General features: G+C 47.6%; 11 protein-coding genes and 1 rRNA gene. 8 read left to right on the forward strand and 4 right to left on the reverse strand.

The window, feature by feature from the left end; all coding sequences use genetic code 11:
• Window positions 1-132: ribosomal RNA gene (locus MiSe_RS43415) — 16S ribosomal RNA — on the reverse strand; the annotation flags it as partial.
• Between the two features lie 311 nt (window positions 133-443).
• Here MiSe_RS43415 and nadC point away from each other — a divergent pair.
• From nadC to MiSe_RS43430, 3 genes are all read left to right on the forward strand, one after another.
• On the forward strand, window positions 444-1,322 hold the full coding sequence (nadC, locus tag MiSe_RS43420; protein WP_226592566.1) for a carboxylating nicotinate-nucleotide diphosphorylase: 879 nt from the start codon (window positions 444-446) through the stop codon (window positions 1,320-1,322).
• Between the two features lie 35 nt (window positions 1,323-1,357).
• Window positions 1,358-3,115 carry an arginine--tRNA ligase gene (gene argS / locus MiSe_RS43425; protein WP_226592568.1) on the forward strand — a complete coding sequence of 586 codons (1,758 nt, stop codon included), beginning with the start codon at window positions 1,358-1,360 and terminating at the stop codon, window positions 3,113-3,115.
• A 111-nt stretch (window positions 3,116-3,226) separates the two neighbouring features.
• A complete protein-coding gene (locus tag MiSe_RS43430) occupies window positions 3,227-3,370 on the forward strand; it encodes a hypothetical protein (RefSeq protein WP_226592570.1) in 144 nt (47 codons plus the stop codon).
• Between the two features lie 13 nt (window positions 3,371-3,383).
• Here MiSe_RS43430 and def read toward each other — a convergent pair whose 3' ends face one another.
• Both def and MiSe_RS43440 read right to left on the reverse strand, forming a co-directional pair.
• Window positions 3,384-3,914 carry a peptide deformylase gene (def, locus tag MiSe_RS43435; RefSeq protein WP_226592572.1) on the reverse strand — a complete coding sequence of 177 codons (531 nt, stop codon included), beginning with the start codon at window positions 3,912-3,914 and terminating at the stop codon, window positions 3,384-3,386.
• A gap of 51 nt (window positions 3,915-3,965) precedes the next feature.
• A complete protein-coding gene (locus tag MiSe_RS43440; protein WP_226592575.1) occupies window positions 3,966-5,186 on the reverse strand; it encodes an HhoA/HhoB/HtrA family serine endopeptidase in 1,221 nt (406 codons plus the stop codon).
• 685 nt (window positions 5,187-5,871) lie between these two features.
• On the opposite strand from MiSe_RS43440, the gene MiSe_RS43445 reads away from it, so the two are divergent.
• Complete coding sequence (locus tag MiSe_RS43445; protein ID WP_226592576.1) at window positions 5,872-6,312, forward strand: hypothetical protein; 441 nt, start codon at window positions 5,872-5,874, stop codon at window positions 6,310-6,312.
• 127 nt (window positions 6,313-6,439) lie between these two features.
• On the opposite strand, the gene MiSe_RS43450 is transcribed toward MiSe_RS43445, so the two are convergent.
• Window positions 6,440-9,103 carry a DUF3536 domain-containing protein gene (locus MiSe_RS43450; protein ID WP_226592578.1) on the reverse strand — a complete coding sequence of 888 codons (2,664 nt, stop codon included), beginning with the start codon at window positions 9,101-9,103 and terminating at the stop codon, window positions 6,440-6,442.
• Window positions 9,104-9,571: 468 nt separating this feature from the next.
• Between MiSe_RS43450 and cax the strand changes: the two genes are divergently transcribed.
• The 4 genes from cax (at window position 9,572) to MiSe_RS43465 (ending at window position 12,003) form a co-directional block, all read left to right on the forward strand.
• Window positions 9,572-10,693: a calcium/proton exchanger gene (gene cax / locus MiSe_RS43455; protein ID WP_226592580.1), complete on the forward strand. Its 1,122-nt coding sequence runs from the start codon at window positions 9,572-9,574 to the stop codon at window positions 10,691-10,693.
• Window positions 10,694-11,113: 420 nt separating this feature from the next.
• On the forward strand, window positions 11,114-11,347 hold the full coding sequence (locus MiSe_RS43460; RefSeq protein ID WP_226592582.1) for a peptidoglycan-binding domain-containing protein: 234 nt from the start codon (window positions 11,114-11,116) through the stop codon (window positions 11,345-11,347).
• Between the two features lie 103 nt (window positions 11,348-11,450).
• Window positions 11,451-11,573 carry a hypothetical protein gene (locus MiSe_RS51645; RefSeq protein WP_264196975.1) on the forward strand — a complete coding sequence of 41 codons (123 nt, stop codon included), beginning with the start codon at window positions 11,451-11,453 and terminating at the stop codon, window positions 11,571-11,573.
• A 181-nt stretch (window positions 11,574-11,754) separates the two neighbouring features.
• On the forward strand, window positions 11,755-12,003 hold the full coding sequence (locus MiSe_RS43465) for a peptidoglycan-binding domain-containing protein (RefSeq protein WP_226592583.1): 249 nt from the start codon (window positions 11,755-11,757) through the stop codon (window positions 12,001-12,003).
• Window positions 12,004-12,177 lie beyond the last annotated feature (174 nt).

Below are 12,177 nucleotides of genomic sequence, written 5' to 3' on the forward strand. Positions count from 1 at the left end.
GTCCCGAACCTGAAGCTAGATTCTCACGTGTTACTCACCCGTCCGCCACTTGGTATTTCTACCCCGTTCGACTTGCATGTGTTAAGCAGACCGCCAGCGTTCATCCTGAGCCAGGATCAAACTCTCCGTTGTATTTGCGAAAAGTTTTTTTTGGCTGCCGTTGCGTTTTTCTCGCCCCGGCTGTTTTAATTTGTTTTTTGCGAGGCTTGTTTGGTTTTTGCTTTCAAACTATGCTTTTTTCCTGGTTCGTTGCGCTGGAGAGCTTTTAGCTTTTGCTTGCGCTAGGCTTTCTCTCGACCGCTTTACTAATCTAACAATTCCACAAGGGTCTGTCAACCCCCAAAGCCAAAAATTTTTTTAAAGCCTGAAAGTCGCTTGTGACAAGGAATTTGGGGTAGATTAGTCGTGGAAGACTAGAAAAACTCGCAAAAAAAGTTTTAGCTGTGACTGCGATCGCCAATCTACCCCCGGATATAGTGCTGCACCCCCTGCTACAGAGTTGGCTGATAGAAGATATTGGCAGGGGCGATCGCACAACTCAATCGCTCTTCACCACCGGCGTCGGCGTGGGAGAAGCCAAGTTGATAGCCAAAGAACCTGGTATCGTTGCTGGGTTACCCATCGCCGCAAGAGTGTTTCAGCTTTTGAATCACCAGGTTAGCTTTGTCTCCCAGGTGCCTGAAGCGCAGCCTTGTCAGAAAGGGCATGTAGTTGCTCGCCTTCAGGGGCCTTTAGATGCTTTACTGATGGGGGAGCGGGTTGCTTTAAACTTGGTGATGCGGCTGAGTGGGATTGCCACTCTCACCCGTCAATATGTAGAGAAAATTGCAGATTTACCCGTGCAACTGGTGGATACTCGCAAAACAACCCCAGGGCTAAGACTGCTAGAAAAGTACGCGACTCAAGTGGGAGGCGCGGTGAATCACAGAATGGGACTGGATGATGCGGTGATGATTAAGGATAACCACATCGAGGCGGCGGGGGGTATTGGGAATGCGATCGCCAGCATCCGAGGCAAAATCCCCTATCCTCTCACGATTGAAGTGGAAACCGAAACCCTGGAGCAAGTACAACAAGCCCTAGAACACGGTGCTGATATCATCATGTTGGATAACATGCCCCTCGATTTGATGCGCCAAGCCGTGCAGACGATTCGCGCCACCAATAACCGGATCAAAATTGAAGCATCGGGCAACATTACCTTGGAAACGATTCGCGCCGTAGCCGAAACTGGCGTAGACTACATTTCCAGCAGCGCCCCGATTACTCGCTCAACTTGGCTAGATTTGAGCATGAACATAGATGTTAGTACGATGGAATAGAGCAGTACCCTGCTTGATTCTGCCGCCAAACCCCAATGAACCCTACTCTCGAAAAACTCAAAAATCAATTTGCACAAGCTCTAGTCGCAGCCTTTGGCTCTGACTATGCTGGGGTAGACGCCATGTTGGTGTCTGCTAGTAACCCCAAGTTTGGCGATTATCAGTCAAATGCAGCTTTGTCCCTGGCTAAGCAGCTGGGAAAACCGCCTCGCGCGATCGCAGAAACTATCATCCAGCATCTAGATGTTTCTGACATCTGCGAAACACCCTCTGTAGCAGGGCCAGGTTTTATCAATTTCACCCTAAAACCGGCATACCTAGAAGCGCAGCTAAATGCAATTCAAACAGATTCTCGCTTAGGAATCGCACTGGCAAAAAATCCCAAACGGGTAGTTGTCGATTTTTCCAGCCCCAATATTGCTAAGGAAATGCACGTCGGACACCTGCGTTCGACTATTATTGGAGATTGCATTGCCCGAATTTTAGAATTTCAAGGTGAAGATGTCCTGCGGTTGAATCATGTAGGTGACTGGGGAACTCAATTCGGCATGTTAATTGCCTATCTGCGGGAAGTTTGCCCGGAAGCTTTGACAACTGCCAATGCTTTGGATTTGGGCGATTTAGTGACTTTTTATAAAAAGGCTAAACAGGGGTTTGATGAAGATGAGGCATTCCAAGAAACAGCCAGACAAGAAGTAGTGAAGCTGCAAGCAGGGGCAGAAGATTCTCGGCGGGCGTGGCAGTTGCTGTGCGAACAATCTAGACGAGAGTTTCAAGTTATTTATGACCGTCTCAATATACATCTAACAGAACGGGGTGAATCGTTTTATAATCCGTTGTTGCCAGCAGTTGTAGAAGACTTGGATAAGGCAGGTTTGTTGGTAGAAGATGCAGGGGCTAAGTGCGTTTTTCTAGAAGGATTTACTAACAAAGATGGTCAGCCTCTGCCATTGATTGTGCAAAAGTCTGATGGAGGATACAATTACGCTACAACCGACCTAGCAGCACTGCGCTACCGGATTCAAAAAGATGGGGCAGATCGGATTATCTATGTTACCGATGCTGGTCAAGCAAACCACTTTGCTGGAGTGTTGCAAGTAGCAAGAAAAGCTGGGTGGATTCCAGATAACGTCGAGATAGATCACGTTCCCTTTGGCTTGGTATTGGGAGAAGATGGGAAAAAGCTGAAAACCCGATCTGGGGAAACGGTGCGACTGAAAGATTTGCTCGCTCAAGCGATCGCACACGCTCGTGCTGTTCTCGAAGACTGCCTCAAGAAAGAAAACCGTGAGGAATCTGAAGAATACAAAGCTCAAGTTGCCCAAGTTTTTGGCATTAGCGCGGTCAAGTATGCTGACCTGAGTCTGAACCGCATCAGCAATTATATCTTTAGCTACGACAAAATGGTTGCTCTTCAGGGCAATACTGCTGTTTACCTACTTTATGCCTACGTGCGGATTCAGGGAATTAGCCGCAAAGGTGATATTGATTTTAAGGATTTGGGAGCAGATGCCAAGATTCTGTTGCAGGAAAAAGAGGAATTAGTACTAGCTAAACATTTATTACAGCTTGGTGAAGTTATCAGTAACGTCGAACAAGATTTGCTTCCAAATCGCGTTTGTGAATATCTGTATGAACTTAGCAAAAAGTTCAACCAGTTTTTTGAGCAATGTCCCGTCCTTTGGTCAGAAGAACCTGTGCGGACATCTCGATTGATGTTGTGCGATTTAACGGCTCGAACGCTACAACTAGGATTATCTTTGCTGGGAATTCAAGCACTGGAGAGGATATAGAAATCGAAGCATTTCTTTGTGTTCTTCGCGTCTAATTCGCTACCCTTGAATCCCTAAGCGCATCCGCAAGCGTTAGCGAACGCTAACGCGGTTTTTTAACGAACCGCAAAGGTGCGAAGTACACGAAGTATTGTAGGGGCACGGCATCCGAGGAACTTTATGCTTGCGACAAAACTTACTGACGCCGTGCCCCTACAACAAACGGGATTGAAAGCAAAAAGTCTAATGATTCAGATGCAACCGGACTTGATATGATATATTATCAGTTCTAACTTTGTACAATTCGCTGTTGATACTCTTGCTCAGTCATCAATTCTTGCGTACTTTCCACCCTATCTATAAATACGATTCCATCTAAATGGTCGTATTCGTGTTGAAAGATTCTGGCGACAAAATCAGTTAATTCATGCCGATGCAGCTTGCCATCCCGGCTGGTATATTCAACTTCAATTGCTTGATATCTGGGAACTAATCCTCGAATCCCTGGAACGCTGAGACAGCCTTCCCAACCTTTTACAATGTCGGTAGAATGAGCAATAATTCGAGGATCGATCATCGCCGTCGGTTCCATTGTTGGGGCGTTGGGATACCTGGGATTTGGACGCGATGCTACGATAAATAAGCGATAAGATTCAGCAACTTGAGGTGCTGCAATTCCAACGCCGTTCGCTTTGGCGACGGTTGCAATTAATTCATCTATCAATGTTTGAATGCACTCATCGGCAAGATTGTCAATGGGTTTAGCTTGCTGGCGTAGGATGGGATTGCCTAATTGAATGATTTCTAGGATTTCAGACATAGGTAGATTAGGTTGTGAAATGCGATCGCTTAACTTAACCGTATCCTAAAACTAACGACGTTGGCGGGCAGGAAGCGCCCCAAGCTCGACTTCCCCCTGCTGAACTTGCCCATCGCGTTGGTATTCGATCGGCAAGCGATCGCCCACTTTACGCTTTTCGATCGCTTGCTGAATTTTGTCAGCTGTCGTAACATCCTGATTATCCAGTTTTTGAATCACATCTCCAGGCTTAATTCCAGCTTTATCAGCAGGAGAATCACGAGCCACCCTTAAAACTAACACTCCCCGATCCGCCGCTACAATTAATTTGCCATCAGTAGCATTTTTGATTCTTTCTTTAACTTCAGGCGAGAGCGTCACCATTTGAATGCCTAAAAAAGGATGTTCGACTCTGCCTGTCGCAATCAGCTGTTGAGCAATCTGTTGGGCGCGATTAATCGGTATGGCAAAACCTAACCCTTGGGCGCCGCCAATAATAGCCGTATTAATACCAATTACCTCACCGCGACCATTTAATAAAGGGCCGCCAGAATTACCGGGATTAATTGCCGCATCGGTTTGAATAAAACCAATGCGCTTATCGGGTGCGCCGACTTGGGAACTCGTTCTATCTGTAGCGCTGATTACGCCTACGGTTACAGTTTTATCTAAACCCAGAGGACTGCCGATAGCGATCGCCCATTCTCCCACCTGTAACCGATCCGAATTTCCCAAAGCAACCTTGGGCAAGTTACTCGCTGGAATCTTAACAACTGCGATATCCGTCACGGGGTCATCGCCTAAAACTTTACCTTCAAATTCGCGACCATCGCGGAGCGTCACCAATACCCGATCGGCACCACCCACGACGTGGGCATTGGTCAAAATCTGACCTTCAGCATTAATAATAAAGCCCGATCCGGTTCCCCGCACCGTCCGCTCAGCAGGTGGCGCATCTGGAGTGCCAAAAAATCTGCGGTAAAACGGATCGCTAAAACCTTCTGGGACTCTGCTTCTTACCGTCTTTGCTGCATCGATTCTTACCACGGCAGGCCCCACCTTGTCCACCACGGCGACCACAAAGTTAGAAGGCGTCGCGGGGATAGCAGCAACCGGAGGACTGTTATTATTAGCTGCACTGACTGAATTGCTAGGCGCTTCGGGTGTGGACTCTGGAACCGAAGTTGATTTAGGAGGCGTCGAACAACCACCCAACAAGGCGACGCCTGCTGTCACCAGTAGCAGTAAGTGACCGATAACTGGTTTTTTCCCACAGAGCTTGCGCGATCGCATAATCTTGCCGACTCTAGTTTCTATACTTCTATCTTAATCTGGGGGCAAAGGAGAGCGATAAAACTCACTTTGGCAGACAGGACTTACGCAAAGAAACCGGGTTTATACGAAAAATCGTTGGTTTGGCAACCAGAGATTTATATCATGTCCGGTCGATTACCCATAATTAGGAGTAGGGAACATTATTAACGTTATCTGTTTGTCCGAGATATCTATGATGTTCCCTATGCAACGACGCGGTGAGGTTTTTTTATTATGGGCAATTCAACCGACATGATATTACGCAGAAACAAAGGTGATTGGCTCGATTTGCGTAATTCCTGGTATATTTTGTGGCGCCAGGGTTGCGGCAAAATCTGCACAACTTCTGGGTCGTTCTACAAAGGCGAGTTAATTTCAGCCAAACTCCGAAACGAAAGTATCTCCGATATCCCGATTAATTAAGTCGCTTCTTCAAGGATTCAAACATTCTTCATTCTGCCATCTTCATCAGCCACGATCTATCAATTATTACCCAAAATTTATTTGAATTAAAATTAGCTGCCAGCGCGATCGCGCGCGCTAAAAAATTACTTGATGACTCAGCGTTCGCGAAGCGGAAGGGAGGCGTATCGCGCTGGCAAAAACATACTAAAGTAGTAAAGAAAATTCAACTTTACCCTGTCGAGGTTAACAACGGTCAGATATGAAACCCAAAATACTGACAACTATAGCACTTATTGCCAGCATCAGTGCAGCTACTCCTACTATCGTTTTCTCCCAACCTAACAAACGTCCCAACAGCTTCACACCGGGGTTTTGGCAACCCCAAGCACAAGTTGACCCCAACCGTCAGATTACGGTTATTCTTTTAAATCAGGCAGATATTCCGGTCAGCTATAGTCTGACTCCCGCACCGGAAAGTGTCTTGCCTCCTGGCGGCACCGCCAATATCAGCGTCAGTAATATTAGCCGCATCTCTGATATTGCCAATATAAATATTTACGCCCGCGATGAATTGGTATACGATTACAATGCCAACCCGACCGATAACCAAGTCTTTGTCCGCATCCGCCGCGCTGGGAGATTAGCTAGAGCGGATAAGTCTGTCTATATTGATGAACAAGGACGCGTTTATTCTTTTTAGAGATTGGTAATTGGTAATGGGTAATAGGTAATAGGTAATTGGTTGTTTTTTCTGCCAATTACCTATTACCAGAAACCCGGTTTCTTTGTAGATGTCTGATTTTTACCATAAACCGGGTTTCTTTGCTTTAAACCAATTGGTTCAACCAAGCATCGATATTAACGGCTAACTTTTGAGCCAACCGCAGTAACGGACGCATTTGCAGCAAATCTACGCGGCAGGATACGTCGCCTTGAGCGGGTGACCAATTTAACCCAGCCTGGAGATACTGAGGCATAATTTGGTGGTTGAGGCAACTGTAGTAGATCTCCTGAGCGCGGTCAAGGGATAATCCCAGGTTTAGCTTTTGTCCTACTTCGATCGTGCGCTCGATGCGTTGCACGTCGGCTTCCAAGGTAGTAGGATTCGAGTCGTGCAGCAGATGCCAAAGCGATCGCAAGATAATCCGCTCTAAAGTTTTCTTTGCTTCGGGGATATTCAGTTGACAGCGGAACAGTTTTGCTTCTTGGGCGATCGCTTCTAATTCTGTCAGTTGAATCCAACCTTTTTCACTTCCACCATCGATCTCGCTCATATCCCGTTCCAGCGATCGCGCTGCCTCTAGTGCCCGATGACACAATGCCATTTCTGCCGCTACTTGCAACTCTGGCGGTACTGGCAATTCATCCCGGTAAAACGCCATCAAAACTGCATAGTTATCTCTGTACACCTGTGTATAAAGTTGATCCAATCGCTTCAGGGTTTCCCGACTCAACAGCCGCATGATCCGATGCCGTTCTTCGGCAAACAAGTTTTGCAAGCTATAGGGGTGCGTTGCCCCACCATCTGCATCTTTAAACAGCCGGTGCATTGCCAAAATCGTGTGTGCCGCACCAGCGTGCTTGATCGCCTCAAATAGCTCGTGTTTCAACTCGCTGTAGGCGCGACGCCCTGCAAACGGTTGAATGCAACAGTGGAAATCCCATCCCCCTAAGTGCAGCACGGCAAAAACTACATGTTCGCTTTCCCAGGTAATTTCCGATACCAGCTGCAATTGACCTACCGCTAAACTCAGCGGCCCCATGCTTTGCAGTTGGTAATCGATTTGCTGTGCGGTATAACAATATACCCTATGCTCTGTGGGATAGGCGGTGAACAGGGAAGAAATCGCGTAGTGCGCGGCGACTTGCTTTAAGCTAACTTGCGCGGATAAGACCAATTCCTGGTAAACTTCAGCACCGTTCTTGTATTGGTCAACGTTGGTGGGTGCAAAACTCAACTGGCGGATAAACTCTTTTTCCAACTGTACCCCTGCAACTTCCCCAGCCAATTCGATGGCGCGGGCGGCATAGCGGAGAATTTGCACGCCTTCCGGGCGCGAGAGTTCTTCAAAAAACCAGCCGCAACTGGTAAACATCAGCAAGCTGTGGCGCTGCATTTCCAAAAGGCGCAGCGCGTCGATCTCTGCTGCGTGGGTGAGTTTTTGGATGCAGTGGCGTTGGAGGAAACTTTCGACGTTAGCTTTTGAGCGATCGCGTATCACCTTAATATATTCATCCCGCGCTTGCCACGGATCGCGGAATAAATTGCTCCCGACTTGTTCGTACACTTCAATTAAGCGATCGCGCAGCCAATTCAGTGCATCCCGCAGGGGACGCCGCCATTTTTGATGCCAGCCGTTCTGCGCGCCGCAGCCGCAATCATCTTGCCACCGCCCGACGCCGTGGGCGCAACTCCAAGCGGTTACCGGCTTGAGTTCGACTTCCCAAGTCGGGGGAAACATGCTGAGGTAATGGGCATAATTGGTTACAGACCAACCGCGCTGGGGAAATTCTTGAGTAAACGCATAGGCGAGACAGCGTTCTTTTTCCCGTTTGTGGTGACCGAAGGTTTCCCCATCAGTCGCGACGGCAATCAGTTGGCTAGTACGATTGGCTTGGATGGCGCCGCCAATTCGCCCTGCTAGGTGATGGGTACTGTTGAGGACATCGCCGAAGCCGAGATCCCGGGAGATCGGCCCATCGTAGAAGAAGATATCGATATAGTCTTTTGTGCGTTCGCCTCCCGGCAAGAAACAGCGATAGGGGCGCGTCGGATCGATCTGGGATCCGCCAACTTCAATCCAGTGGGGTGCTGGCTGTTCTTTACTAGCAATGGGACGACAGCGCAACGCTTGGGAAGGTGCCAGAACAATAAAGCGGATGTTCTCTGCAATTAACGCTTCTAACGTGGGATAGTCTACCGCTGCTTCCGCCAGCCACATGCCTTCCGGATCGCGCCCGAAGCGAGAGCGGAAATCTGCCTTAGCCCAGCGAATTTGGGTGTATTTATCGCGTTCGTTGGCAAGGGGCAGGATGATGTGATTGTATACTTGCGCGATCGCATTCCCATGCCCGTCCAACCGCATGGTGCTTTTGCGATCTGCTTCCAGAATCCGCTGATAAACCTCCACATCATACCGTTCCAGCCACGACATCAGCGTCGGGCCGATATTAAAGCTCATATACTCGTAATTATTTACGATGCCCACGAGTTGGCCTTTTTCGTTCAAAATCCTGGCAAACGCATTCGGGCGATAGCATTCGTGATGAATGCGCTCGTTCCAATCGTGGAAAGGCGTCGCACTCGGCTGGCGTTCGATCGCATCCAAGTAGGGATTCTCGCGCGGCGGCTGGTAAAAATGACCGTGGACAGTCACGAAAACGCCCGTTTTTGCAAGCGACTCAGTCCTCGGATTTGTAACGGGCGTTAACGGAGCAACACTTCCTAATTCTTCAGTTAAGGAAGCTGGCACATTACCGTAAGCATTCATAGTCTAGCGTCCAATTTGAAACAATAAAAACAATCAAAAACCGCCTTGCGCTGGCTCAAAAGCCTTCAAGGCCGCACAATTATCGCTGGGAATCAAAACCTTTCAATTGCTCTTGTGACTCCTGTAGCAATGACAAAGCACCCGCGCCCCTATAACCAAGCCGAGATCTGAATGCATTTACCAGCAAAAATAATGACTTGGCATTATTGTCAATTTAATCACGATTTTGATAGAAACCAAGATATTTTTAACGGTATTTAATAGTTTTGACCGAAAACTTAGCAAATAAAGACAATTTGTAAAAATTTCGTAAATGCGGTTGACAAGCTCTGGGGGGTTTGTAGTAAGGAATGCAGGTGATGATTCACCGAAGGCACTCTTTGCCGCTGCGTACTCCTTACTACTGACAACCGACCCCTAACCACTGACAATAGACAATGAATTTGAACAAACGACAACAGACATTGAATGCTGACCAAAGAAAATATCTTCTTAGTGCTTTTGCTGTTCATCCCCATATCCCTTGCAGCTGAGTTCTTGCATTGGGGGCCGCTGGTCGTTTTTATTACCTCCGCGATGGCTATCCTGCCTTTAGCGGCTTGGATGGGTACTGCTACCGAAGAAATCGCCGTCGTCCTCGGCCCCTCCCTGGGCGGGCTTTTAAACGCCACCTTTGGCAACGCCACCGAATTGATTATCGGCTTAGTTGCACTCAACGCCGGATTAATCGATGTTGTGAAAGCAAGCATTACGGGTTCGATTATCGGCAACTTGCTTTTGGTGATGGGACTTGCCATGCTTTTGGGAGGACTGCGGTACAAAGAGCAGGAATTTCAGCCAATTGTCGCCCGCGTCAATGCTTCGGCGATGAACTTGGCTGTTATTGCCCTTTTGCTACCGACAGCGATGAATTACACCTCCTCTGGAATTGGTGAAGTCACGATTCAGCGTCTTAGCGATGGGGTGGCGATCGTTTTAATCCTGGTGTACTCGCTAACGCTGCTGTTTTCCATGAAAACCCACACCTATCTTTACGATGTGGGGATAGCAGAAATGGAACCCGAAGAATTAGCCGAAGCGAATCTTGCCCCCGAAGAACCCCCGCAACACGAGGTTAATTTGTGGTTGTGGGTAGGCGTGCTGTTGGCATCCACCATCATGGTAGCCGTCGAGTCGGAACTGCTCGTCAGTACCCTAGAAGAAGCTACAGCCCGTTTGGGGTTGACCGCTTTGTTTACCGGGGTGATCGTCGTTCCAATTGTGGGTAATGCGGCTGAACACGCCACCGCCGTTACCGTGGCGATGAAAAATAAGATGGATCTGTCAGTTTCCGTGGCGGTAGGATCGAGCTTGCAAATTGCTTTGTTTGTCGCTCCCGTTTTGGTTCTGGCAGGTTGGCTGTTGGGAAAACCAATGGATTTAGACTTCAACCCGTTTGAAGTGGTGGCTGTAACTGTATCCGTGTTAATTGCCAATTCGATTAGTTCCGATGGGCGCTCGAATTGGCTAGAGGGTACGCTGCTGTTAGCCGCTTATACAGTCTTGGGATTAGCGTTCTACTTCCATCCAGTGATTGATGGGATTGGCTAGGATCCCAGCGGGGAAAAAAATCAACTGAAACCGGGTTTCTATGAAAAACGAAAGATCTACGCAGCAACCCGGTTTCTAGGATAGTCGAGTCAACTGAAACCGGGTTTCTTGACCTAGAAATCCGGTTTTTTTTACCAAGCTAAACTTAACATTTATTTATGTACAAACCTGGAAAAAAGTGCGATACTTGAGTTAAGGGTAAGCGACCCTAGTTTTAAAAGATATCTATTCCATTCGCTGCGGAACTGTACAGGCTGTTCAGATAACAACAAAATTGGGTGTAAACAGAATAGGTTGGAATAGACCAAGCCCTTAAGGACTTAAATTAAAGTTGAGTCAGGAGTAGTTTCTACCGTTCAGGGGTGGCTTCTACCGTGAGTATCCTATGAAGTTTTGAAACGCATTCTGAGAGGATTTACTATGACTGAAGCAACAGCAACCATTGGTCTGCCAATGCTGCAAAAAGGTAGCGCAGGCGATGCCGTCCGAATTCTACAGCGGCTGTTGACTTTTCAAGGCTTTACTACAACAGTAGACGGGCAATTTGGGCCGAAGACAGAAGCGCAGGTGAAAGCTTTCCAAAAAGCCCGTAAATTGAAAGAAGATGGCATTGTCGGGCCGAAGACTTGGCGTGAATTGAGCGAATTGTCGTAAGACGTTGGTGTGAGATCTCAAACTCAAGAAACCGGGTTTGTCAACAAAAGAAACCCGGTTTCTTAGAGAAACCGGGTTTCTGGTTTCTGCATAGAGATGAAAAGTGAGAGCGATTGTCCGAATCGCAGACCCTACCCTCAGCACGGGAACTGGTTGGCAGAAGGCGATCGCTTGTTGTTTCGTCGCTTTCTACAAATCAATAGACCGTTGTCAAGGCGAAGTGTAGGAACCTATTTACATTTGAACAATTTTTTTTGGCAACCGTTTCACCCGTTTGAGGTATTTTTGCCAAAAATAAACCTGAAAAAGCTTGGGGTGCAAAAGTACCCTACTGGGGTACTGCGGAACAGAGACAAACAAAAGTACCTTTGAAATGTAGAGACAAACACCACCTGGAGGCATTAAAAATGCAATCAGTCGATCAAGTCGAAGCAACTCGTTCTTTACCAACTCTGCGTCTCGGTAGCAAAGGCGATGATGTCAAATACCTGCAAGAACTTCTGAACTATCATGGCTACACTGTAACCGTTGACGGTATCTTTGGGGCAAAAACCGAAGCCGCTGTCAAAAAATTCCAGAAAAGCCGTGGGTTGAAGGTCGATGGAATTGTTGGACAGAAGACTTGGAACGAATTGCTCGCCGAATCTGGGTGCTAATTAAGTTGTCATCAACCATTTGCAATTCTTGTCAACCACGCATTAAATTTTGGAGAAATTAACCATGCAAGCTAACATGGAACCCGCCGCTGCTTCTATCAACATGCCAGTTCTCAAAGAAGGTGATTCTGGTGAAGCCGTCCGCTTCCTAGAACAGCTGCTGATCTGTTATGG

It is taken from the genome of Microseira wollei NIES-4236 (assembly GCF_020521235.1).
GTDB classification, from domain to species: domain Bacteria; phylum Cyanobacteriota; class Cyanobacteriia; order Cyanobacteriales; family Aerosakkonemataceae; genus Microseira; species Microseira wollei.

Excerpts from the sequence above, each read along its gene's own strand:
- MiSe_RS43445 (WP_226592576.1), top strand. The coding sequence starts at position 5,872 with ATGAAACCCAAAATACTGACAACTATAGCACTTATTGCCAGCATCAGT.
- MiSe_RS43460 (WP_226592582.1), top strand. The coding sequence starts at position 11,114 with ATGACTGAAGCAACAGCAACCATTGGTCTGCCAATGCTGCAAAAAGGT.
- argS (WP_226592568.1), top strand. The coding sequence starts at position 1,358 with ATGAACCCTACTCTCGAAAAACTCAAAAATCAATTTGCACAAGCTCTA.
- MiSe_RS43450 (WP_226592578.1), bottom strand. The coding sequence starts at position 9,103 with ATGAATGCTTACGGTAATGTGCCAGCTTCCTTAACTGAAGAATTAGGA.
- MiSe_RS43440 (WP_226592575.1), bottom strand. The coding sequence starts at position 5,186 with ATGCGATCGCGCAAGCTCTGTGGGAAAAAACCAGTTATCGGTCACTTA.
- cax (WP_226592580.1), top strand. The coding sequence starts at position 9,572 with ATGCTGACCAAAGAAAATATCTTCTTAGTGCTTTTGCTGTTCATCCCC.
- MiSe_RS43465 (WP_226592583.1), top strand. The coding sequence starts at position 11,755 with ATGCAATCAGTCGATCAAGTCGAAGCAACTCGTTCTTTACCAACTCTG.
- def (WP_226592572.1), bottom strand. The coding sequence starts at position 3,914 with ATGTCTGAAATCCTAGAAATCATTCAATTAGGCAATCCCATCCTACGC.